General features: G+C 72.5%; 20 protein-coding genes. 6 read left to right on the forward strand and 14 right to left on the reverse strand.

The annotated features are described in order from the left end of the window. Positions 1 to 2: 2 nt before the first annotated feature. Positions 3 to 962, reverse strand: coding sequence for an MBL fold metallo-hydrolase (locus IT293_03620; GenBank protein ID MCC6763729.1), 960 nt, complete (start codon positions 960 to 962; stop codon positions 3 to 5). Positions 963 to 1,107: 145 nt separating this feature from the next. On the opposite strand from IT293_03620, the gene ilvE reads away from it, so the two are divergent. Continuing rightward, entirely contained in the window at positions 1,108 to 1,977 is an 870-nt protein-coding gene (ilvE, locus tag IT293_03625; protein MCC6763730.1) for a branched-chain-amino-acid transaminase, read from the forward strand. A 23-nt stretch (positions 1,978 to 2,000) separates the two neighbouring features. Here ilvE and IT293_03630 read toward each other — a convergent pair whose 3' ends face one another. Further along, complete coding sequence (locus IT293_03630) at positions 2,001 to 2,279, reverse strand: hypothetical protein (protein ID MCC6763731.1); 279 nt, start codon at positions 2,277 to 2,279, stop codon at positions 2,001 to 2,003. A 161-nt stretch (positions 2,280 to 2,440) separates the two neighbouring features. Here IT293_03630 and IT293_03635 point away from each other — a divergent pair, with 161 nt between their 5' ends. The 3 genes from IT293_03635 to IT293_03645 all read left to right on the forward strand — a co-directional run bounded on the left by IT293_03635 (position 2,441) and on the right by IT293_03645 (position 6,688). Further along, positions 2,441 to 4,123 carry a glycosyltransferase family 39 protein gene (locus IT293_03635; protein MCC6763732.1) on the forward strand — a complete coding sequence of 561 codons (1,683 nt, stop codon included), beginning with the start codon at positions 2,441 to 2,443 and terminating at the stop codon, positions 4,121 to 4,123. Between the two features lie 64 nt (positions 4,124 to 4,187). Beyond that, the gene (locus tag IT293_03640) at positions 4,188 to 5,105 is read left to right on the forward strand and encodes a DUF4912 domain-containing protein (GenBank protein ID MCC6763733.1); all 918 of its coding nucleotides are present in this window, start codon (positions 4,188 to 4,190) and stop codon (positions 5,103 to 5,105) included. Continuing rightward, on the forward strand, positions 5,105 to 6,688 hold the full coding sequence (locus IT293_03645; GenBank protein MCC6763734.1) for a DUF1957 domain-containing protein: 1,584 nt from the start codon (positions 5,105 to 5,107) through the stop codon (positions 6,686 to 6,688). Before IT293_03640 ends, IT293_03645 begins: the two co-directional genes overlap by 1 nt. Here the strand turns inward: IT293_03645 and IT293_03650 are convergent. The 6 genes from IT293_03650 to IT293_03675 all read right to left on the reverse strand — a co-directional run bounded on the left by IT293_03650 (position 6,679) and on the right by IT293_03675 (position 13,230). After that, positions 6,679 to 9,090, reverse strand: coding sequence for an MMPL family transporter (locus tag IT293_03650; GenBank protein ID MCC6763735.1), 2,412 nt, complete (start codon positions 9,088 to 9,090; stop codon positions 6,679 to 6,681). The two genes, IT293_03645 and IT293_03650, sit on opposite strands and share 10 nt — an antisense overlap. 55 nt (positions 9,091 to 9,145) lie before the next feature. Continuing rightward, positions 9,146 to 9,478 (reverse strand): biopolymer transporter ExbD, encoded by a 333-nt coding sequence (locus tag IT293_03655; GenBank protein MCC6763736.1) that lies wholly within the window; start codon positions 9,476 to 9,478, stop codon positions 9,146 to 9,148. An 85-nt stretch (positions 9,479 to 9,563) separates the two neighbouring features. After that, a complete protein-coding gene (locus tag IT293_03660; protein ID MCC6763737.1) occupies positions 9,564 to 10,205 on the reverse strand; it encodes a MotA/TolQ/ExbB proton channel family protein in 642 nt (213 codons plus the stop codon). 61 nt (positions 10,206 to 10,266) lie between these two features. Further along, on the reverse strand, positions 10,267 to 11,265 hold the full coding sequence (gene secF, locus IT293_03665; GenBank protein MCC6763738.1) for a protein translocase subunit SecF: 999 nt from the start codon (positions 11,263 to 11,265) through the stop codon (positions 10,267 to 10,269). A gap of 213 nt (positions 11,266 to 11,478) precedes the next feature. Continuing rightward, the gene (locus IT293_03670) at positions 11,479 to 11,934 is read right to left on the reverse strand and encodes a hypothetical protein (protein MCC6763739.1); all 456 of its coding nucleotides are present in this window, start codon (positions 11,932 to 11,934) and stop codon (positions 11,479 to 11,481) included. A 48-nt stretch (positions 11,935 to 11,982) separates the two neighbouring features. After that, positions 11,983 to 13,230: an MFS transporter gene (locus IT293_03675; protein MCC6763740.1), complete on the reverse strand. Its 1,248-nt coding sequence runs from the start codon at positions 13,228 to 13,230 to the stop codon at positions 11,983 to 11,985. A gap of 221 nt (positions 13,231 to 13,451) precedes the next feature. Between IT293_03675 and IT293_03680 the strand changes: the two genes are divergently transcribed. Continuing rightward, on the forward strand, positions 13,452 to 15,293 hold the full coding sequence (locus IT293_03680; GenBank protein ID MCC6763741.1) for a GAF domain-containing sensor histidine kinase: 1,842 nt from the start codon (positions 13,452 to 13,454) through the stop codon (positions 15,291 to 15,293). Between the two features lie 160 nt (positions 15,294 to 15,453). Here the strand turns inward: IT293_03680 and IT293_03685 are convergent, their stop codons facing one another. The 6 genes from IT293_03685 to IT293_03710 form a co-directional block, all read right to left on the reverse strand. After that, the gene (locus tag IT293_03685; protein ID MCC6763742.1) at positions 15,454 to 16,983 is read right to left on the reverse strand and encodes a hypothetical protein; all 1,530 of its coding nucleotides are present in this window, start codon (positions 16,981 to 16,983) and stop codon (positions 15,454 to 15,456) included. 117 nt (positions 16,984 to 17,100) lie between these two features. Continuing rightward, entirely contained in the window at positions 17,101 to 18,312 is a 1,212-nt protein-coding gene (locus tag IT293_03690; protein ID MCC6763743.1) for a GAF domain-containing sensor histidine kinase, read from the reverse strand. Then, positions 18,296 to 19,150: an HDOD domain-containing protein gene (locus IT293_03695; protein MCC6763744.1), complete on the reverse strand. Its 855-nt coding sequence runs from the start codon at positions 19,148 to 19,150 to the stop codon at positions 18,296 to 18,298. Before IT293_03695 ends, IT293_03690 begins: the two co-directional genes overlap by 17 nt. After that, positions 19,147 to 19,503, reverse strand: coding sequence for a hypothetical protein (locus IT293_03700; GenBank protein ID MCC6763745.1), 357 nt, complete (start codon positions 19,501 to 19,503; stop codon positions 19,147 to 19,149). Before IT293_03700 ends, IT293_03695 begins: the two co-directional genes overlap by 4 nt. A 152-nt stretch (positions 19,504 to 19,655) precedes the next feature. Next, complete coding sequence (locus tag IT293_03705) at positions 19,656 to 20,795, reverse strand: hypothetical protein (protein MCC6763746.1); 1,140 nt, start codon at positions 20,793 to 20,795, stop codon at positions 19,656 to 19,658. Positions 20,796 to 20,875: 80 nt separating this feature from the next. Next, positions 20,876 to 21,952 carry a PQQ-dependent sugar dehydrogenase gene (locus tag IT293_03710; GenBank protein ID MCC6763747.1) on the reverse strand — a complete coding sequence of 359 codons (1,077 nt, stop codon included), beginning with the start codon at positions 21,950 to 21,952 and terminating at the stop codon, positions 20,876 to 20,878. Between the two features lie 691 nt (positions 21,953 to 22,643). Between IT293_03710 and IT293_03715 the strand changes: the two genes are divergently transcribed. Continuing rightward, the gene (locus IT293_03715) at positions 22,644 to 23,492 is read left to right on the forward strand and encodes an NAD(P)-dependent oxidoreductase (GenBank protein ID MCC6763748.1); all 849 of its coding nucleotides are present in this window, start codon (positions 22,644 to 22,646) and stop codon (positions 23,490 to 23,492) included. Positions 23,493 to 23,498 lie beyond the last annotated feature (6 nt).

The following is a 23,498-nucleotide window of genomic DNA, read 5'->3' on the forward strand; positions in this document are numbered from 1 at the left end:
CCCTACCAGCGCAGCGTCTCGCCGAGCGGCGGCGTCCAGAGGCGGTCCGCCGCGACGCCCCGCCGCGCGCCCTCGGCGTGAAAGCGGCGCGGGGCCTCGTCGAGCGGCTCGTCGGTGAGATCGAAGGTCCCGTAGTGGATGCCGAGCATCCGCTCGGCGCCGGCGTCGAGCCCCGCCTGCAAGGCCTCCTCGGGATCGAGATGGATCGGCCGCATCATGCGCGGCGGGTCGTACGCGCCGATCGGGAGCGCGGCGAGCCCGAAGGGCCCGAGCTTCGCGCCGATCTCGCGGAATCCCGGAAAGTAGCCGGAGTCACCCGCGAAATAGAAGCGTCGGGTCGGGCCCGTCACGACCCATCCCGACCAGAGGCTCGCGCAGTCGTCGGTGAGCCGCCGCCCGCTCCAATGCTGCGCCGGCACGCAGTGGATCTCTAGGCCCGCGAGCGCGCGGCGATCCCACCAGTCGAGCTCCTCGACGGGTCCGACGCCCGCGGCACGCAGCCAACGGGCGTCGCCGAGCGGCACGAAGAAGCGCGTGCCCTTCGCTGCGAGCCACCGCAGCGTCGGCAGGTCGAGGTGGTCGTAGTGGTTGTGGGAGATCAGGACGAAGTCGACCGGCGGCAACGCCTCGAGCGCGAGCGCCGGCGGCGCGAAACGCTTCGGACCGACGAACGACACCGGGAACGGCTTCGCGGACCAGATCGGATCGGTAAGGAACGTCCGGTGATCCATCTGCACGAGCACCGTCGCGTGACCGATCCAGGTGACCGTCGGCTCGCTGTGGCGCGCGTTCTCGCGCAGGAAGACCCCGTCGTTCGCTACCCGGGGCGGCGCGCCCGGACGGTCGCGGAAGAACCCCGCGAGACGTCGGGCCAGGAACGGCACCAGCACGTCGAGCCCGCCGCGGTCGATGATCGCGGGGTTCCGAAACCGCCCGTTGCCGTGATGCGCCGGTCGCTCCATCCCCACTCGCCTGCCAACGCTGAGCTACCAGAGGAACGCCCCCCTGGCCACCCGCGGGCGCTCCGGAGGACTATCTCGAGCACGACATCTGTGTGTAGAAGATCTTCGGCCGCTTCCACGACCTGCTCGTCTCGGAGGTCCTGACATGCTCGTCTCCATCGATGGTCGTCTCGTTCCGCGCGCCGACGCGCGCATCTCGGTCTTCGATCACGGCCTGCTCTACGGCGACGGGGTGTTCGAGGGCATTCGCGTCTACGATCGCCGGATCTTCCGGCTCGACGCGCACCTCGCGCGGCTGGAAGCGTCGGCGCACGCGATCGCGCTCGCGCTGCCGATGGATCGCGCCGCGCTCGCAACCGTCGTACGTGACGCGGTGCGCGCGAATCGCCAGGTCGACGGCTACATCCGCCTCGTGGTGACCCGCGGCGAGGGACCGCTCGGCCTCGACCCGACGACGTGCACGCGCCCCACCGTCATCGTCATCGTCGCCGATCTCGCCGTGTACCCCGCCGAGCGCTACACCTCGGGCATCCGCGTCGTCACCGCGGCGACGCGGCAGGTGCCCGCGGCGAGCGTCGATCCCCGCATCAAATCGCTCAACTACCTGAAAAACGTGCTCGCGCGGTTGGAGGCGCACCAGGCCGGCGCCGCCGAAGCGCTGATGCTGAATCCGGAAGGATTCGTCGCGGAGTGCACGGCCGACAACGTCTTCGTCGTGCGTGGGCAGCGGATCCTGACGCCACCCGCGACCGACGGCGCCCTCGACGGCATCACCGCCGGTGTCGTTCGCGACCTCGCCCGCGCGGCGGGCTTCGGGTGGGACGAGCGCCGACTCGCGCGCTACGACCTCTTCGTCGCCGACGAGTGCTTCCTCACCGGAACGGGCGCCGAGATCATCCCGGTCGTGTCGCTCGACGGCCGTCGCATCGGCACCGGCGAGCCGGGACCCGCCACCCGGCGGCTGTCGGCGGCCTTCCACGAGCTCGCCGCGCGCGAGGGCGATCCCGTCTTCTGAAGGCCGCGCGCCGCGGCCGCCGGTTAGCTCCCTCCGCTCAACTCTTCGCGGCGGGCCCGGCGCTCGATCATCTCGTCGAGCTCGTCGATCGAGATCGCCGAGGCCAACGCGAACTCCGTGGGGAGCGCGCGATACGGAAGGACGGCCTCGATCTCGCCCGGACGGTGCGCCGCGGGCATGTGCCGCCGCGCCAGCCCGATGTCCCAGAAATAGTACGGCGGCGGAATCTCGCCGTCGTACGCGCTCGCCAGCTCCTTCTCGAGGTTGCGGGGTACGTGCCGTCCGAGGCTGGACATCATCATTCTGCGCCTCCTGCTCACGGAATTAGGCGCGCGCTGCTCCCATCGCGGCAAGCACCTCCGATCCCCACAGGCGCGGGAAAAAATCCCTACGCGTTCCGGTCTCTCCATCGGCCGCGGGCGACGTGGACGCTCCCGAGACCCCGTGCTACGCCGCGCGGCTCGTGCACGCCCCTCTCCTCTCGCGCCGTCGGGCGTCCCTGGCCGCGGGCATCGTCGCCCTGGTCGCGGTCGTCGCGCTCGCGCTCTTCGTGGACCTCGGGCGGCCGGCCTTCTGGGATCCGGGCGAGAGCCGCTACGCCGAGACCGTGCGGGAGATGACCGCGACCGGCAACTGGATTGCGCCGACGCTCGCGTTCGCTCGCTACTACGACAAGCCACCCCCGTACTTCTGGGTCGTGGCCGGCTCGTTTGCCGCCTTCGGCCGGACCGAGTGGGCGGCGCGCCTGCCGTCGGCCGTGGCCGCGGTGGCGACGATCGCACTCGTGGTCGCCTTCGGCTGGTCGCGCGTCGGCCCCCGCGCCGCGCTCGGCGCCGGCGTGGTGCTCGTGACGGCGGCGCAGCTCGTCGCGCTCGGCCGCTCGGTCCGGATGGACATGCTGTTGACGTTTCTCACCAGCGCGACCCTGCTACAGAGCTTCCTCCTCCTCGCCGACGACGGCCGGCCCGCCGCGCGTTCGCGGCCGTCGGCGACATGGCCTCTCTACGTGACGACCGTGCTCGGGATCCTCGTGAAGGGACCGGTCGGACTCGTGCTGCCGCTCCTCGTGATCGGCGCGTTCGTGCTCGCGACCCACACGCCGCTCCGTGCCGCGCGGCTCCGCCCGGGCGTGGTCTCGATCGTGGCCATCGCCGGCCTCTTCTCGTGGTACGTCGTGCAGGCCGTCTACACCCCCGACTACCTCTGGACCTTCCTCTGGCAGCACAACCTCGGCCGCTTCGCCGGCCGCGCGCTCGCGGGGCATGCCGAGCCGATCTGGTTCTACGCCTGGATCCTGCCGGTCACCTTCCTGCCTTGGACCCTGTTCCTGCCGGGCGCAGTCAGGCGCGCGTTCGTCCGCGCCCGGCGCGGCGACCGGCTCGCCACGTTCCTCCTCCTCTGGTGCGCGCTGCCGTTCGTCTTCTTCAGCCTCTCGCGCGCGAAGCTCGCGACGTACCTCCTGCCGATCTTCCCCGCGCTGGCACTGATCGTCGCGACCTACCTCGACCGCGTGCTTCGAGCCCCCGTGGCGACGCGCGCCCGCGCGCTCGCCGTCCCCTCGCTCCTCTGGTCGGGCGCCCTGACGACCGTCGCGCTCGGCGCGCCGATCGGCGTCGCGATCTCCCACCCGAGCTATGCCCGCGCCGCGCTCGCCGCGCTGCCGCTCGCGGCGTTCGGCGCGGCGGGATGGTGGCTCCGCCGGCGTGCGGCCTGGCGCGCCGTCCCGGCGCTGATCGCGGCGGGGATGCTCACGCTGCAGGTCCTCTTCTTCCGCGTCGGCGCCCCGGCCGTGGACGATTTCGCGAGCCTCCGCGATGCCGCTCGGGCGGCGGACGCGCTCCCGGCGAACACGCTCGTATTCGCGTACAAGACCCGCGGGCACTCGTTCACGTACTACGGAGGCCGGAGCCTGCTGCGCGTCCGCTCGCCTGCCGCCGTCGCGGCGGCGCTCGGCCGCCGGACACCGACGGCGGCGCTCGTAAAGACCCGCCATTTCGAGGCGATCGGCGCGCACCTGACCCGGCCGGCCTGCGTCTGGTGGCGGAGCCCGTCGGGCCGGGCGCTCATCGCGAACGTGCCGACGCCCGACGGCTCCGGCGTATTGCTCGCCGCCCCGGGCGATCCCGCCGCGGGCGACGGCTGTTGAGCCCAGGGCCGATGGCCCGAACGGGGACTTTGACGCACTGAGACGACGCGGCTAGAGTCGCGTCGTGACTCGGGTTCCAAGCGACCGCCCCGTGAAGCTCGAGGCGATTGTCGTCGCCGAGCGACTGGCGGCGACGGTCCGCCGCCAGCTGTTGGCGGTCGCGCAGGCGAGCCTCCGCATGGTCCGCGATCTCCTCGCCCATCTCCCGGCCGACGGACCCGCGAGTGCGACCGAGCCGGCCACGAACGCGCCGGGCGAAACGGCGGAGCCCACCGCCGCCGCACGCAAGCCCGCGGCGCCGGCACCCGCCGCGGACCTGCTGCGCGCGAGCGGCAGGCTGCCGACCTCATACGGGACCGATCGTCTGGTGCTCCTCGCCCGCGATCCGCACTGCCTCTACGCATACTGGGACGTGTCGCGCGGACGCGACGAGGCAGCGCGGGCCGAGGCGGGCGTGGCGACGCTCCGCCTCGTGCTGCGCACCTACGACGTCACCCAGATCGCGTTCGACGCCGAGCCGCCGCGGCGCTTCCAGGATTTCGCGATCGGCGGGGACGCCCGCTCGCTCTACGCGTACGTCGGCAAACCGGCCGCCTGCTTCGTAGCCGAGGTCGGCTACCTCCGCCCGGACGGCGCGTTCTTCCCCTTGGCGCGCTCGCTTCCGGTCTGGACGCCGCGCACCGACCAACCCGGAACCGCCCCCGGACGCTGGATGACCGTCGGGTGGAACGAACGGCGCGGGGCGGGCGAGATCGCGCCGATCGGCACCACGACGGGCGCGACGCCGAAAACGGCCGACGCGCAACCGGCATCGGCCGCTCCCTCCGAAGCGACGCGCGCGGCCGTCGTCCGTCCGGCCCCTTCGTCCTGGCCCGGACCGGCGCCGAGCGCCGCGCAGCGCGGCAGCTGGAGTCTCGTGCGCGGCGGCCTCGCGAGCCCGACGACCGTCGACACGCCGCCCGCTACCCGCTCCGGGCGTTGATGGCGGCCGAGCCCGGCCTGCTGGCCCTCGTCCTGCAAGCGCACCTCCCCTGGGTGCGCCATCCCGAGTACGAGTCCTTCCTCGAAGAGGACTGGCTCTTCGAGGCGATCACCGAGACCTACCTCCCGCTGCTCGGCACCTTCGAGAGGCTCACCGACGACGGCATCCCGTATCGGGTCACGATCTCGCTCTCGCCGCCGCTCCTCAACATGCTCGCCGATCCGCTCCTGCAGGCGCGCTACGAGCGCTATCTCGAACAGCGCATCGGGCTCGCCGAACGCGAGGTCGCGCGCACGCGCCACGACCCGAGCTTCGCGCCGCTCGCGCGCCACTACCTGACGGCGTTCCGGCGCGCGCACGAGACCTACACGGGCCGCTACCGGCGGAACCTGATCGCCGCCTTCGCCGCGCTCGCCGACACCGACGGCGTGCGCCTCATGACATCGGCGGCGACGCACGGCTGTTTGCCGCTCCTCGGCGTCAACGAGCAGACGGTGCGGATGCAGGTGATGCTCGGCATGAGCGAGTTCCGCCGCTTCTTCGGACGGCCCGCGTCGGGCTTCTGGCTCCCCGAATGCGCGTACTACTCGGGGCTCGACCGCGTCCTCGCCGACGCCGGCGTGCGCTACACCTGCGTCGACACGCACGCGATCGAGCTCGCGTCGTCGCCGCCGGTCTACGGCGTCCACGCCCCGATCTTCTGTCCGGCGGGCGTCGCCGCCTTCGGTCGTGACGCCGAGTGCGCCCGCCAGGTCTGGAGCTCCGTCGAGGGCTATCCCGGCGACTTCGATTACCGGGAGTTCTACCGCGACGTCGGCTTCGACCTGCCCCTCGAGGACCTCCGGCCGTTCGTGCCCGAGACCGGCGAGCGCACCTACACCGGGATCAAATACTACCGCGTGACCGGCACGGGCGATCACAAGGAGCCCTACAATCCCGAATGGGCGCGGGCGAAGGCGGAGCTCCACGCCGCCCATTTCGTCGAGAGCCGCGCGCGGCAGGTGGCCCGCCTGCGGGACGCGTCGGGACGCGCGCCCCTCCTCACCGTACCCTTCGACGCCGAGCTCTTCGGCCACTGGTGGTACGAGGGACCGACGTGGCTCGACTTCCTCTGCCGCCACGTCGCGGCCCAGGACGCCTTCCGGCTGACGACGCTCGACGAGTACCTCGACGCGCACCCGACCCACCAGGTCGCCGAGCCGAACACCAGCTCGTGGGGCTTCAAGGGCTACCACGAGGTCTGGCTGTCCGGCGCCAACGATTGGATCTACGGCCACCTGCACCACGCCGCCGATCGCATGGTCGCGCTGGCGCGTCGCCACCCGGACGCGCGCGGGCTCGTGAAGCGCGCGCTCGATCAGGCGGCGCGCGAGCTCCTGCTGGCGCAGGCGAGTGATTGGGCCTTCATCATCGCGCGCGGCACGGTCGTCGACTACGCCGTCCGGCGCACGACCGAGCACCTCGAGCGCTTCGGACGGATCGCCGACGAGATCGAGCGCAGCTCGATCGACGCATGCCGACTCGCGGCGATCGAGGCGGCGGACAACCTCTTCCCGACGATCGACGCCGGCCGCTACGCCTGACCGCGCGCCCGCGGTGCCGCGAGCAGCCGCAGGCCGACCGGCACCAGGGTGAGCGCCATCAGGAGCCCGACCGTGCTGCCGAGCGCGCCGGCGAGGCCGAGGTCGCGCAGACCGTCGAAGTCCGAGAACACGAGCGCGCCGAAGCCCGCGGCGGTCGTGAGCGCGGTCGCGGCGATCGGCGGCCCTTCGTCGCGCAACGTCGCCGCGATGCCGTCGGGCCCGTCGATCGTGCCGGCGCGATGCAGGAGGAACATGCCCTCGTCGACGGTGATACCGAGCAGCACCGGCAGCACCAGCGCCGAATACGCGTGGAGCGGAATGCCGGCGAGGCGGAAGAGCGCCAGCACGGCGGCGACCTCGCCGAGTACGACGACCGTCGCGATCACGACGTCGCGCGCGCGGCGGAGCGCCGCCACGAGGGCGAGCACGACGAGCAGCGCCGCCACGACCCCGATGCGCGGCAGGTCGTGGCGGAGCGACGCTCTGAGATTCGTCTCGAGGCGTCCGTAGCCCGTGAAGACGGCGGTCGGCTCGACGGCGTGCACGGCCGCCTCGATCCGCGCGACGGCGTCGGCCCCGCCGCGCGGCTGCACGTAGATCGCGAGCACCGTCTCGTCGCCGTCGACCGCGAGATAGCGCGACAGCAGGATCGCCGAAGGGGTCGCCTCGAGCTCCGGAAGATCGAGCAGTTCGCGCGGCGGCCGGCGCATCGCGGCGAGGACGGCCGCGAACCGATCGGCGGCGAATCCGGTCTCGCGGAGCGCGCGCTCGAGCGCGTCGGCCTTCGCCGGGAGATCGAGCGCGTCGCGCTCGACGAGACGCGCCGCTTGGGTCGCGAGCGCCGGCACGAGGGTGCTGAGCGCGTCGACCGTCTCCGCGTCGGGCACCGTCGCGAGCGTCTCGACCACGCGATCGGCGCGCCCGCGCGCCTCCGCGGGATCGCGATCCGCGACCATCGCGATCACCTGCCCCGGCCGGCCGCCGAACGTCCCGTAGATCTCCTCCTGCACCCGGAGCGGCTCGAGCGCGCTCGGACGGATGCCGACGATCGCCGCGGCGAGCGGCGGCGGCCCCTGGACCGCCACCACGACCACCGGCGCAAGGACGACCGCGGCGGTCACGAGCGCGCGGCGGCGCGTGCCGGCGAGCCACGCGAAGAGCCGTGTCCAGCGCGCCGCCGGTGCGGCGGGAGGCGCGCCGCGCTCGAGCCAGCGCCCGACCTCCGGCGTCACGAGGAGGATCGCGACCGCCGTCAGCACCTCGCCCGCGGCGCAGAGCACCCCGAGCTGGCGGACGGCGCGGATCTCCGAGAGGCCGAGCGCCGCGAAGGCGGCAGCGGCGGTCACGGCCGCGAGCAGCACCGCACGCGCGGTCGTGCGGCGGGCGACGGCGGCGGCGGCACGCGCGTCGAGACCGGCGCGACGCGCCTCGAGCAGCGCGGCGTACACGTGCACGCCCGTGTCGACGCCGACGCCGATCACGACCGACATGAAGGCGACCGCGATCGCCGAAAGACCGCCCGGCAGCACCGCGGCGAGCGCCGCCGTCCAGAGCGTCCCCAGGAGCAACGGCGGCAGCACCGCCACCAGCGCGCGGATGCGCCGGAAGAGCGCCACGAACACCACCGACGCCAGCACGGTCGCAACGGGCCCCGAGCGCATCAGGTCGCTCTTGATCATCGTCTCGGTCGCGGCCGCGATCGCGTGCCCGCCCGTGTCGCCGATCTCGACCCCCGGATGCGCGGCGCGGAGCGGAGCCAGCACCGCCGCCATGTCGCGCGCGAAGGCGCGCGCGTCGGCCGACACGAGCGCCTGGCCGCGCCCCTTCACGAGCACGAGGCAGGTCCGTCCGCCGTCGCTCGTGACGCGCCCGTCGGATTGCGCGCGGAGGCCGCTCGTCGCCGCTGCGCTCTCGAACGCGATCTGGGTGAGGCGCAGAGGGTCGCGCGCGACGAGCGCGACGAGCGGCCCGCTCCCGGGAAGGGCGAGCAGCCGTCGGCTCTCGCCGAGCCGCGCCCGCATCCCGTCGGGCGTGAGCGCCGCCGCGAGGCGGGTCCGGACTCCGGCGTTCGCGTGCCGCCACACGAGCCACGGATCCAGCTGTCGCGAAGCGCCGATGCGGTCGACGGCGATCGCGATGCTCGGACGCGCCGCGAGGGCGGCCGCGATCTCCGCGCAGAGTCGGCGGTTCAGGTCCGGATCGTCGCTGCGGACCATGACGGCGCCGAGATCGCCGCCGCCGAAGGCGCGGACGTAGCGCCTGAGCGCGACGGCGTCGCCGCGATCCGGAAGGAGCGAGCCGACGTTGGGATCGAGCCGCCACCTGCCGCTCACGACCCAGAGCGACGCGCCGGTCGCCGCGAGGAGCGCCGCCAGCGCGAGCGTGCGCGCGCGACCGGTCATCGCGGATGGCGACGCGCCGTCGACGCCTTCATGCCGCCGCCCTCCCGCCGGCGATCTACTTGCCGGGCGGCGCGGTCGCGATGGCGAGGCGGTCGGCGCCGGCCTCGCGGGCGATCGCCATCAGCTGCACGGCGTCCTCGAGAATGATCGTCCGGTCGCCGCGCAGGATGACGCCCTTGTCCTCGCGCGTCGCGAGCGCCTTGGCGAGCTCGTCACGGAGCTTGGCGCGCTCGATCGCGACGCCGTTCAGCTCGATGGTGTGGTCGGCGGCAGCGGTGATCGTGATCCCCGTCGTCTCGGGGTTGCCGCCCTGCGCCGACGGCAACGACACTTTCGAGCCCTGCTGCATCATCGCCGTGCTCGTCACCATGAAGATGATGAGGAGCACGAGGAAGATGTCGGTGAGCGGCGTGACGTTGATCTCGGCGACGATCGCTTCGCCGTCGTCGCCGTCACTGAGCAGCCGCGCTGCCCTACGCTCGCGGCGCCGTCCGTTCGGACGTGCGCAGTCGGAGGAGCAGGTCGTCGGTGCGTTCCCGCAGATCGGCGCTCTCGTTCCCGATCCGGACCATGAATGCGTTGTAGGCGAAGATCGCGAGCACGCCGACCAGAAGACCCGCGGCGGTCGCGATGAGGGCCTCCGAGATGCCCGCCGCGACGACCGCGAAGCCTCCCGAGCCCGTGGCCGCCATGTTCTCGAAGGCCCGGATGATGCCGACGACCGTGCCGAGGAGGCCGATGAACGGCGCCAAGCTGCCGATCGTTCCGAGCAGCCAGACGTAGCGCTTGAGCGAGCGCGTCGCGGCGCTCACCTGCCGGGTCGCGACGTGCAGGCGCGTGTCCTCGTCGGCGTCGGTCACCGACAGCACGCCGCGGTAGACGAGCCCGAGGAGCGAGTCGTCGCGCCGGGTGACGGCGACGACCTCCGGGACCCCGCCCTCCTGCCACGCTTCGAGGGCGGCACGATGGAAGCGCTCCGAGCGGCGCGACGCCGACGACAGCGCCCACAGGCGTTCGGCGATCACCCCGACGCTCACCACCGAGCAGAGCGCCAACGGGGCCATCACGATCCCGCCCTGACGCACGAGATCGAAGACCCCGGCCTCGCCGATCATGCCGAGCTGCTTAGCCGAGCGGCTGCATGCTTGCAATTCGCTCCGCGGAATCGAGGACGCGTCACTCGGCGGCGGCGAGCTTCGACGTCTTCGACCAGAAGAGCACGACCGGCGCCGCGATGTAGATCGACGAGTAGGTGCCGGTCAGGAAGCCGACGATCAACGTGAAGGCGAAGGGCTCGAGCCCGGGACCGCCGAGGAAGTAGAGCGCGAACAGCACGAGGAGCGCGGTCCCCGTCGTCAGGATCGTCCGCGAGAGCGTCTCGTTGATGCTGAGGTTGATGACGTCGGCGAGGCTCGCGCGGCGCATCTTCTTCAGGTTCTCGCGCACGCGGTCGGAGACGATGATCGTGTCGTGCACCGAGAAGCCGATCACGGTCAGCATGGCGGCGAGCGTCGTCAGATCGAAGATCGTGCGCGACACGACGAGCGCGAGCAGCGCGATCATGACGTCGTGGGCGAGCGCGATGACCGCGCCGATGCCGAAGCTCAGCTCGAAGCGGAAGGCGATGTAGATGCCCATGAAGATCGTGGTGAACGCGACCGCCAGGAAGCCGCGCTGGCGCAGCTCGGCGCCGACCTTCGGCCCGACGCTCTCGACGCTCAGGATCTCGAAGCTCTGCTCGCCCGCGTGCGCCTTCGCGAGCGCGGCCTTGATGGTCTCGGCGACGCTGTTCATCGCCGTCGCGGTCTCGGGCTCGAAGCGCAGCAGGAACTCCTTCCCCTGCCCGCCGAACTCCTGGACGGTGAGGTCGGGCAGGTCGAGAGCCCCGAGGTCTTCACGAAGCGCGTGCGCGGTGGTGGCGTCCTTGAAGCGCACCCGCACGTCGGTGCCGCCCGCGAAGTCGATCCCGAAGTTCAGCCCCCAGGTCACCAGCAGGACGACCGAGAGAGCGTTCAGGAGGGAGGACAGGATCAGGAAGAACTTGCGCTTTCCGACGAAGTCGAAATTGACGTTCGGCGAGAGCAACTCCGTGAACTTGTGGGCCTGGGCCGGCGCGGCGGCACCGACGCGCTCACGGCCGGAGCGGCTCTCAGTGCGAACTCGGGAATTGCTCACTTCGTCTCCTTCTCCTGATGAGGGTCACCCGCCTCCGGCGCTCTCGGCGGCGAGCGGTGCGCTCGAGTCGTGCGTGGAATGCGTCGCCCCGCCGGCGGGTCGTCGTGCCCTACCAGATCGTGCGGCAAGCGGCCAGAGCCCCGGCACGCTCGCCGCGACGGGCATCGAACCTCGGCGCCGGGCCCACGAGCGAGCCCGCCCGGGAAGCCTCGCTCAGTGGACCCAGCCGCCGTCGGGACCGTTCGGCTCGTCCGCGTCGACGACCGGCGGGCGGACGGCGCCGTTGCCGTACCCTTCCCGCCGAGGCGGCTCGGGCGGCGCGGCGTCCGGCACCGGGACGAGGTCCACCAGGCGACCCACGACCGGAACCGAGCGCAACAGCTCGGCGCCGCTCGCCAGCATCGCGCACGCCCCCGGGGCATTGGACTGGACCCACGCGGCGGCGTCCCCGACGAGCGCGGCTGCTCGCTGGCAGAGCGTCGCGACGTCCCAACCCGTCGTCTCCGACGCCGCCTCCGGCGATGGGCCGAGCCCCGCCTTGCGCTTGGCGTGGTCGATGTCCCGCCAGAGCTGACGCATGCGCACCGCCTCGTAGCCGCGCGGACGATCGTCGGACTCGACGCGCGTCGGCTTCCGCCCACCCCGCTTTCCGCCACCCGCCCCCTTCATGCGCCGCCTCCCTTACCATCGCGCCGCGCCGGCGTCACGACGGGGCGCTCACGCGGCGTGCGCCAGGCGCCACGCCGGAGGACGCAGCCGCGAGATGCAGAAGGCCGCCGCGAGCGTCATCACCTCGATCGCGAGGATCGCGGGAACGTAGCTACCGGTACGGTCGCGCAGCCACCCGACGAGCGGCACCGCGACCGCTTGCGAGAAGACGATGATGGGCCCCATGCGGCCGGCGATCGCGCCGTAGTGGCGGCGCCCGAAGCACTCGCCGAGCACGGTCGCCTGCAACGTCGCGTTGCCGCCCATCGCGTAGCCATAGACGACGACATAGAGCGCGAGGAGGGCCGGGATCCGCGCGAACGGCAGGAGCAGCAGGCCCACCGCCTGCGCGAGGAAGCAGCCGACGATGACCCGCCGCTGCTCCACCCGCTCGAGCAGCGCCCCGAAGCCGAGCTTGCCGACGACTCCGACGCCGGCCGTCGCGCCGAGGGCGAGCGCGGCGTGCGCCGGGCTCACGCCGATGTCGATCAGGAGCGGCATCTGGTGCAGCAGCACCGCGGAGAGCCCCATGACCGTCAACGAGAACGCGCCCGCGATCAGCCAGAAATTCGGGTCGCGGACCGCGTCGCGCGGCGTGACGGAGTGCTCGATCTCGAAGGCGAGCCCGGGCGCGTCGCCGACCGGCAGGCGCTCCTCGGCGGGCAGCTCCGCCGGCGGCTTCCGCATGACGAGCGCGATCGGCGCGACGCCGGTTCCGATCACGAGCGCGCCGAGCACGACGAACGCCTGCCGCCACCCGAAGCGCGCGATCAGCGTCTGCGCCAGCGGCACGAAGATCACGCCCCCCATGGAGATGCCGGCCGTCGCGAGGCCGAGCGCGCGCCCGCGCCGCCGCAGGAACCAGCCCGCCACCGCGCTGTTGCTCGGGATCGGGCCGAGCGCGGTCGAGCCGAGCGACACGCAAACGGCCATCAGCGCGTAGTACTGCGCCAGCGAGCGCACCTGGGAGAGCAGCATGAAGGTGCCTCCGAGCACGAGCGCCCCGAAGAGCTGCGAGCGCCGCGGACCGTGGCGGTCGACGACGCGGCCGACGAACGGCGACCAGAGCGCCCCGACGATCGACACCGACGAGAAGCCCCACGAGACCTGCGCGCGGCTCCAGCCGAACTCCTGGATCAAGGGCGTGAAGAAGACGCCGAAGCTGTAGAAGACGCAGCCGACGTTCAGGCAGTGCGTGAGGAAGGCGACCGCGACGATGCGCCAGCCGTAGTAGGAGGTTCGTCGAGCGCGCGGCACGAACCGCGCATTGTGGAGAGCGCGCGCGGCTGCGGCAAGGTTTGGCGCCCGAGGTCGGCCTCGGCGAGGAGCGCCTCGCGGCACGTGCCTTGCTTCCGAGGTGGACGTCGCTCTCCGTCTCGCCCGCGGAGCCGGGAGAAGCGAGCGCATCGGGCCGGAGATCAGATGTCGCGTTGTCACCAAAATGCCGTTCGCCACGCCCGTGTCGCGGAGTGGCGCGGGTGACCGCGTCGCTCGCGGGGGTGGCGCTGGCCGGCGCCGGCCTCGGTATCGGCATCGGCCTTCTGATCCGTCAGGACCGGCGCGCGAAGCGGACGGCCGCGCTGCTGCGCGGCCAGACCCGATTGCTCGAGATGATCGCGCTCGGGAAGCCGCACGGCGAGGTGCTCGAAGCGCTCTGTACGCTCGTCGAGCAGCAGGTGCCCGGCATGCTCTGTTCGGTGCTCCTCCTCGACGGCGACCGGCTCCGCCACGGCGCGGCGCCGGGCCTTCCCGCCGACTACTGCCGGGCGATCGACGGCATCACGATCGGACCGACCATCGGGTCCTGCGGCACGGCGGCGTACTCGCGCGCGCCGGTGGTCGTCACCGACATCGCCCACGACCCGCTCTGGAACGACTACCGCGACATCGCGCTCGCCCACGGCCTCGCGGCCTGCTGGTCGTTTCCCATCCTCGCGGGCGACGGGCGCTGCCTCGGAACGTTCGCGATGTACTACCGCCGCATCCGCACCCCGGCACGCGGCGACTGGCGCCTGATCGAGGTCGCGACCGACGTGGCCAAGGTCGCGCTCGAACGCCACCGCATCACGATCGAGCTGGCGCGCTCGACGGCGCGCGTCGCCGAGGAGTCGCGCGTGTCGAGCGCGCTCGCGCACGTCGGCCACGAAATGATCTCGTCGCTCGACACCCCGGTGCTCCTCGACCGGCTCTGCCAGCTCACGACCGAGCTGCTCTCGTGCGATCTGAGTGCGACCGTCCTGCACGACCCGACCCACCAGGTGCTCATGCCGCGCGCCTGGCACGGCTACACGCCGGAGCAGGTGGCGACGCTGCGGACGATGCGCCTCTCCGAAGCCTCGGTCGCGCCGCTGCTGCGGGCGCTCGAGCGCGACGGCGAAGCGCAGCTCCGGACCGACGCCGTCGTCGACCCGCCGAGCGCGCGCCTCCTCGCCGAGTACGGTGTCACCCACAGTCTCTTCGTGGCGCTCCGCCGCGGCCGCGACGTGATCGGCTTCCTCTGCGCCGCCCAGCGCGGACGCACGACGCCCTTCACCCCGTTGCAGCGCCGTCTGGGCGCCGGCATCGCGCAGATCGGCTCGATGGCCCTCGCGAACGCCCGCCTCGTGGAAGAGGTCCAGCAGGCGAGCCGACTCAAGACGGAGTTCGTGTCGACGATGTCGCACGAGCTCCGCACGCCCCTGAGCGTGATCCTCGGCTACGCCGACATGCTCGACGAGCCCGGACTCGATCCCGACGAGCACCGCCGCACGCTCGCGCGCATCCGCCGCGCCGGCCTCGAGCTTCTCGAGATGATCGAGACCACGCTCAACATCGGTCGCCTCGAAGCCGGCCGGGACCCGGCGTGCATCGAGCCGGTCGACGTCTCCGTGCTGCTCGACGAGCTCGCCGCGGAGTTCACCGCCGTGCATCAGTCGCCGGCGACCGCTCTGCGGTGGCACCACCCCGCCGGTCTCGTCCTCGACACCGACCGCCGGAAGCTCCGCGTGATCCTGAAGAATCTCGTCGCCAACGCCCTCAAGTTCACGACGCGCGGCGAGGTGCGCATCGCGACCACGATGCACGGCGACCGCTGCACCTTCACCGTCCACGACACGGGCATCGGGATCGCTGCCGACCGCCTGCCCGTCATCTTCGAGATGTTCCGCCAGGGCGACAGCTCCGACACGCGATCGTACGGCGGCGTCGGGCTCGGTCTGTACATCGTGCAGCGCTTCCTCGACCAGCTCGGCGGCGACATCGCGGTCGCGAGCGCGCTCGGTCGCGGGACGACCTTCACCGTGACGCTGCCGGCGCGCGCCGCGCTTTCGCTGACGGCGTGACCGCGCCGGCGCTGCGCCGCGATCCCGCCGCTTCCCGGGCCGTGTTCGAGCGGCGAGCGCCCGAGCGCCACGGCATCGCGGCAGGCGAGCTGCCATTCGACCTCGCCGCCGCGACCCACCCGGGGGCACATTCCATCCCCGCCGGGCGCGGACAAGCGGGTCAGCGTGCGGCGACGAACGCGTCGAGGACGTTGCGCGTCGCCTGCTGCAGACGCGGGTCGGGGGCGGCGCGGTCGCCGAAGGCGTCGAGCCCGAGGCTCCAGCCGATGGTGCCGGCCGCGAACACCCACGCGCCGCTCGGCGCCTGGTGGATCGCCGAGGCGGCCTCGGCCGTCGTCCCGGCGAAGCTCGTGAAGGACGAGCCGGAGAGGAAGGCCGTGCTGTCGACGCGGGCTGCGGGGGACGGCGCGGCGGGATCGAACGCGTCGGTCTCGTAGCCGACGATCCCCGGGATCACGTCGCCGTCGGCGAGGCCCGTGTCGGCGTAGACCCAGTGGTGGGCGTTCCGCACGACGTAGTCGGCATAGGCGCCGTGACGGCCGCCCGCGATGATGGCCCCGTGCTGGACGCCGATGAGCGCCTGCTCCGGACGCGCGAGCTCCGGGTCGCGCCACCGGACCGTCGTCGTCCCGTCCCGCACCGGGTCGAGCGCGGCGTCCTTGTAGCAGACCATGACGCGATCCGGGGCGCCCGTCGCCGACGGCGCGAAGCGTACCTGCCAGTAGGCGGCGTTGGCGCCGAAGAAGCCGAGGTGCACGCCGCGATCGCGCGCGCGCTCGATCGCGTCGTACATCGCGCGCGACCAGTACTCGTCGTGTCCCACCGAGAGGAACGCCCGGCTCCGCAGCAGCCGCTCGCCGCGCGCGTGGGTGTCGACGTCGGTCGTGTAGACGACGTCGTAGCCCTCGCGCTCGAGGAAGCGCACGAAGTGGATCTCCCAGTCGAGGAGCTGGCCCGCGCCGTCGCGGGCGTAGGGCCGATCGAAGGAGACCGCGACGGCGCGCGCATTGCCGGCGATCGTGGGCGCGCCGAAGCTGTCGCCGTAGAGGCTCTTGCCGCGCCGTCCGTCCGAGGGATAGTCGTTGTACGCCTGATACGTCGTGACGCTCTGCTGATAGACGATGTCGGCGGGCCGCTCGTCGTCGCGCACGACGAACGGGACGAAATTCGCGAAGCGCGCCTCGGTCCGCACGACGGCGAGGTAGACGCCGCTCACCCACTCCGACGGCACCGCGAGCTCGGCGCTCGGCGCCCAGTCGCACGCGATGAGCCCCGTCTCGGCGTCGACCGGACACTCGGCCTGCCGACTTCCCGTGAGCGGCCCGAGGCTCGCGGCGAGCGCGCCGCCGAGCCCCCCGTACCAGCCGATGCGGTAGACGTCGATCGTGTACGCCTGTGGCGGATCCACGCTGACGGAGAAGGTGATCGCCTCGCCGTGGTTCACGCTCGTGGCGGAGGCGTAGGCCTTCACCTGCTCCGCCGCGTCGTCGCCGCGCGCGTAGCCGTGGAGCCAGAACTGCCAGGTGTCGGTGCCGGGCCGCCGGTTCTCGTGGGCGACGACCGACTCCGTCCGTGCCAGCGACCGGGCGTCGCCTTGACCGCCCGAGCCGCACCCGGCCACGACGAGCAGCCCGACGGCCGTCGCCACCAACCACGGATCACGCTTCACCGCCGCTCGCGTGCGCCGCACGGGCTCCTCCCCTTCTCGACTACGTCCGTGGTCCCCCCGATGTTTCGCCACACGGTCCCCGGGCACCCCGAACAAGCCGCGCCGGAACGACACCGCCCTGCGCCCCGCCCCATCACGCTACGCCGCGACTCGCGGCAGGCTGACCGTGAACTCCGACCCGCGTCCGACCTCGCTCGCGGCGCTGACGGTGCCGCCATGCGCCTCGACGATCGCCTTCGAAAGGTAGAGCCCGAGCCCGGTCCCCGGGATCGCGCGATCGCGGTGGAAGCGGGCGTACTTGGTGAAGAGCCGCTCCAGGTCCGCCGCGGCCAGGCCGTAGCCGGTATCCCGCACCCGCAGGCACACCGCCGCCGGCGTGCTCTCGACCTTCACTTCGATCCGGCCCCCGGTCGGCGTGTACTTGAGGGCGTTGCCGACGAGATTCGTGACGACGCGTCCGAGCTGGCGGCGATCGCCGTGCACCACGCCCGAGCCGCCCTCGTGGACCAGCGTGATGTTCTTCTCGGACGCCGTCGGACGATGGCGGCCCACGATCTCGCCGGCGAGGGCGCCGAAATCGAGGCGATCACGCGCGATGCCGGCGACGCCGCGGTCGATCGCGGCCATGTGCAGGTGGTTGGTCGCGAGATCGGCGACGGCCTTCAACGACTCGGTCACCGAGCTCGCGAGGCCGAGCATCTCCGGCGAGGAACCCTCGTCCTTCAGCCGGTCGGCCAGCATCTCCATGTAGCCGAGCGCGACGTGGACGGGGTTGTTGATGTCGTGGCGCAGGGTCGCGAGGAACTCCTCGCGCGCCTCGTTGCGGGCCGCATCGAGCGCGAGCGCCGCCGACGTCGCGACCAGCGCGAGCACGCGCCGGTGGTCCTCGAGCGCGGCCCCGTCGCCGCGCGTGTGCACCAGCAGCACGCCGATCGGGTTGCCGCGCACCGGCAGCGGCGCAGCGATCACGGCCGCGCCGGGAGCCGGCTCGGGCACCCATGGCAGCGGCGGGACGTCGCGGATCACGACCGGATCGGGTCCCGCGAGCGCCGCCGCGAACGGCTCGCGGTCGACGCGCATCTCGGCGGTCGGCTCGACGTCGTAGCTGGCCGGCACGACCGTTTGCAGGGTGCAGATGCGGCGCGGGCCGTCGACCGCGACGAACGCGACCGCGTCGGCGTAGCGCTCTTCCCACACGAGCTCGACGAGCGCGCGGCACGCGGACGCGAAATCGGGAACGCGCGCGAGCCGCTCGTTCACGGCGCCGAGGAAGGCCATCTCCTCGATGCGCTGGAGCAGCGCGCTCTCGGTGCTCAGAGCCGCGGCGCCGCGGTCACTCGAAGGTGGCATAGTTGAGCGCGTGGTCGAGGTCGGCATCGAACTGCTCGAGGATGGCGTCGAGGGTCTCGGGTTCGAGGGCGAGGCGCCCCCACGCGGTCGGATCGATCGGCGCGAGCCGACGGTCGCCGCCCGATCCGTAGCCGAGCGCGCGCACCAGCGCGTTCGCGGCGTGCACGATCGCGGTTTCGTCGCGCGCCGTGCGCGCGCGCGACGGTGCGTGGTGCCAGGTGATCGGCTCGGCGAGGCACGCCGGGAAGCGCCACTTGTCGACGAGCCAGCCCGCGACCTCGCCGTGGTCCGTACCGAGCTCCTCGCGCTCCACCTCGATGAACGAGCGGCCCGTCCGCCCGGCCGTGTCGACGATGTGGACGAAGGCGTCGGGCAGCTGCTTGTAGAGCACGACCTTCCCGAGGTCGTGCAGCAGCCCCGCGGCGGTCGCTTCCTCGGGGTTCGCGCGTCCGGTCACCTTGGCGATCGCACCGGCGGCGACGGCGCAGCCGAGCGAGTGCTCCCAGAAGCCCGGCAATCCGGAGAGCGCGCGCATGTCGAGCACGCTCGTCGAGAGGATGACGCTGCGGGTGACGGCGGTGCCGAGCATCACGAGCGCCTGTCCCACCTGACTGACGCTGCCCTGCGCGTTGTAGAAGGCCGAGTTCGCGAGCCGCAGCACCTGCGACGTCAGCGACTGGTCGATCTCGATGAGCTCCGCGACGCTCGCCAGGTTGATCTCCGGGTCTTCGAGCGCGATCACGACGCGCTCGAGCAGCTTCGGCAAGGTCGGGAGCGAGCGCAGGCGGCTCACCTCCCAGCGGAACTTCTCCTTGGAGGTCGGCGCGGCGGCGGTCACGACTCGCGTCCCTCCGTGGCGGCCGCGGCGCCGACGAACGCCGCCGCACGGCGCTCCAGGTGGCGCGCGATCGCGGTCCGGATCTCGAGGAGCGCCGGGGTCGGCGGCGCCGTGGAGAAGCGCGCCGCGAGTGCCTCCCGCTCCTCGTCGAGCGTCCGCACCTGCTCCCAGGGAGCCCGCTCGCCGGCGTCGTCCACCATCACGCTCTGGACCGCCATCTGCCGCAGCACCCGCACCACACCGAGCGAGAGGAGCGTGCCGACGCCCGCGACGAGCCGCCCGTTCGCGTCGCTGATCGGCCGTGCGAGCCGCATCTGCGGCGTCGCGTACTGGAGATGGATACGAACCCCCATGTGTCGCTCGCTGCTACGTCGCTTGGCATGACGTAGCGCACACCTCCCCGGGCAGATTGCCCCCGGGGGTTCGTTCGGCCGTCTCGGGGCGAAACTTGAGCGTGCCCGCGCGGCGCCGGCCGCGCCGCACGACCCGCCCCCTGCGCCGGCTCTTAGTGTCCGGGGGCGGCCGTCCCGCCGGGCTTGAAGCGGAAGACGTGGTACGGCGCGTGCGCGTGCTGGTGGCCGGGCGCGACGAACAGGACGTGCTGCAGCGCGCTGCACGTCACGTAGAGCCAGCCGCCGGGGCCGAAGCTCAGACCGTCGGGCCAGCGGAGCTTCGGATCCTTGACCAACGTCGTGAGCCTGCGGTCGGGACCCAGCGTCAGCACCGCGGAATGCTCCGGATCGGTAACGTAGACGTTGCCGGCGTCGTCGCTGCTGAGCCCGTCGCTGATGGTCTTCGGACCGTAGTCCTCGACCTCGGCGGCGAGCGCGGCGGCCGCGAGCGCCGGATCGTCGAGCGCGGCGGTCGCGATGCGGAACAGGCGATCGCCGTTCACGGGCGCATAGTAGAGCCACCGCCCTGCGCGATCGAGCGCGATCGAGTCGACGCCGATCCTGAGCGTGTAGACGCCGAGGACGACCATGTCGCGTCCCGCGGCGTTCATCACGTAGTCCTTCGGCAGCACCGACGGATGACGGTCGAGAAGCCGCCGGCTCGTCCGCCGCTCGACGTCGTACACGACGAGCGCCGGCGTCTGCGCGATCGGGCTCGACTCCGCGATGTAGATGCGCTTCCCGTCCGGCGAGACCGCGAAATCGTTCAGCATCGAGAGGAAGCCGGCGACGTTCTTCGGGAAGTCGTACTGGTGCACGACGCGGCGGGTGTCGACGTCGAACGCCAGAATGCGCGGCTGGCTTCGTGCGTACTCGGCGTGATCGAGCACCCAGAGCCGCCCCTGCCGGTCGATACGCACCGAGAGCGGCGTCACGAAGTGGAGCGGGGTCTCTGGCTTCTGAAACGCCTCGTCCGGAAACGGCACGGGCTTCCCGCCCACGAGCTCCGCTACCTTGATGAGCGGCTTCCCGTCGGGGTGCAGCGTGACGAACACGCGTCCGCTCGCCGACACCGCGATGTTGCCCGGCGGGTAGTCGAGCGCCGCCACCTGCTCGACTGCGCTCGCCGGGATGGCCGGCGCGGTGGTGCGGTCCTCCAGACGCACGCCGCCGCCGAAGAGGAGGCGGACGCCGAGCAAGAAAACCGCGAGCGCTACGACGAGCCCGACGAGGAGACGAACGAGGACGCGCATGCGCGCCGTGTAGCGAACGACCTCCGTGCCCGCAACGTCGGCCCGCGGCGTGCCGGAGCGGCGCCGGCCGCGGACGGAGGCTACCGCGGGTCGATGCGGTACACCGTGCCCGCGAGATCGACGACGTAGAGCTCGCCGGCCAGATCCTCGCCGAACGATGCCAGCGCCTCCATGGTCGCGCTCGACGTGAGCGCGTCCGTGAGCTCGACCTGGCTCACCGCCGCGCTGCCGTTCCACACGAACGACCGGATCCGTCCGGTGCAGAGGTCGCCGTGGAGATAGCGGCCGGCGAGCGCCGGGATCGCGCCGCCCCGATAGACGTGGCCGCCGATCACCGAGCAGTCCTCGGTGCCGGTGCCGTTGGCGTGCGGATACGCGATCGCCGGGAAGGTGACGCCGGTCGTGTCGCAGTCGTTGCGCGGCTCGAAACATGCGAAGCCTTCGGTAACGTCCCAGCCGTAGTTGCGGCCGCCCTGGCCGCGCGGTTCGACGTCCACCTCCTCGAAGTCGCCTTGCCCGACGTCGCCGATGTAGAGATCCCCGGTCAGGCGGTCGAAGCTGAAGCGGAACGGGTTGCGGAGGCCGTAGTCCCAGACGTCCGGATCGCCGCCCGCGAGATTGCCGGGCGGCGGCGCGTCCGAATCGACGTCGACGCGGAGCATCTTCCCGAGCTTGCTCTCGAGGTTCTGCGCCTGCTCCTCCGGATCGCCGGCCCCGCCGCCGTCGCCGAGCCCGGCGTAGAGGAAGCCGTCGGCGCCGAACGCGATCGTGCCGCCGTTGTGATTCGACGCGGACCGATGCGCGATCGTGCGGAGCACGCGGAGCGCGCTCGGCTCGGCGATCGTCGGATCGGCGGCGCGGCGCGCATATTCGGCGACGACGACGTCGCCGCGCGCGTCCGTGTAGTAGACGTAGAAGCGGCCGTTCCCGGCGTAGCCCGGATGGAACGCGAGGCCGAGGAGCCCCTGCTCACCGCCCTTGCCGGTGAGCGCCGTGACGTCGAGGAACGGGCGATCGAGCAGCGACCCGTTCTCGACGATACGCACGCGTCCCGGCTTCTCGACGACGTAGAGCCTCCCCGGATCGCCGGGAGCGCCGAGCGCGAGCAGCGGACCGTCGAGACCGGTCGCGACCGGCGTGAGCCGCAGCGCCGGCACGATCGGGCAGGCGGTGAACGCAGCCAGCCCGGCCGCGAGCCGGAGCACGTTCACGCCGTCGCTCACGCTCAGGGCGCCGGTGCCGTCGAGGTCGCAAAGCGCGGCCTCGCAGCGGCCGTCGAGCCCCGCGGCCGCCTGCAAGGCGCGCACCCCGTCGGTGACGGTGACGGCGCCGCTCCGATCGGCATCGCCGCAGACCTGCGCGGCCGCGGAGCCCGCGCGCGCGGCGACCGCCACCCCGAGCGCCACGGCACACGCGATCCGCGCGACCCGGCCGATACGAACCGCTCCTGCGAACATGAACGTCCTCCTCCTCGCGAACGACGGCGCGCTCGGCGTGCCTACGCGCGCCGCCGCGGATCGGATGCGCGCGGGCGCCATCATGCCGGGCGCCTTCGGCGGGGCAAGCCACCCGGCTCGGTCCGGATGCCCGATCCGACGCCGCCACCGCATCCCCCGATCATTCCGCCACCGTCACACTGTCACCGTCACACTTGACCATCGTGGCGCCGCCCGACTACGGTTCGAGCGTTCCACCATGCGACGACTCCCGGTCATCGGCAGCATCGAGCTCGCCTTCGTGAAGCCCCGGACGGACCACGCGCAGCCGGGCACGACCGGCAAGGCGCGCAACCCGAAGTAGCCGGCGGACGTCGACGTGCCGCGCATCGGCTGGATCGGTACCGGAATCATGGGCGCCTCGATGTGCGGGCACCTCGTGGACGCCGGCCACCCCACGACGATCTTCACCCGCACCCGGGCCAGCGCCGAGCCCCTCCTCGCGCGCGGCGCCGCCTGGGCCGACGCGCCGGCGGCGGTCGCCGCCGCCTCCGACGTGGTCTTCACGATGGTCGGGTATCCGGCGGACGTGCGTGAGGTCGTGCTCGGGCCTGCCGGCGTGCTCGCGGGCGCGGGACCCGGCACCATCCTCGTCGACATGTCGACGAGCGAGCCGGCGCTCGCACGCGAGATCGACACCGCGGCGCGGGCACGGGGCGTCGCGGCGCTCGATGCGCCGGTCTCGGGCGGCGACGTCGGCGCGCGCGAGGCCCGCCTCTCGATCATGGTCGGCGGTGACGCCGCGGCGTTCGAACGCGTGCGGCCGCTCTTCGAGCGCCTGGGCCGGACGATCGTGCTCCAGGGCCCCGCGGGCTCGGGTCAGCACACGAAGATGGTGAACCAGATCCTCATCGCGAGCGGCATGATCGGCGTTTGCGAGGCGCTGCTCTACGCCCGGCGGTGCGGTCTCGACGTCGCGACCGTCCTCGCGTCGGTCTCTGGCGGCGGCGCGGCCTCGTGGTCGCTCGCCAACTACGTCCCGCGCATCGAGCGCGGCGACCTCGAGCCCGGGTTCATGATCGAGCACTTCGTGAAGGACATGGGGATCGCGCTCGCGGAGGCGCGGCGCATGGGGCTCACGCTGCCGGGCCTCGAGCTCGCCGCGCGCCTCTACTCGAGCCTCGTCGCGGCGGGACACGGACGCAAGGGCATCCAGGCGCTCCTCCTGGCGCTCGACCGCTCGGATCCCGTCGCCCCCTGACGGGTC

This window comes from Deltaproteobacteria bacterium (assembly GCA_020848745.1).
In the GTDB taxonomy this organism is placed as follows: Bacteria; Desulfobacterota; Binatia; order UTPRO1; family UTPRO1; genus UTPRO1.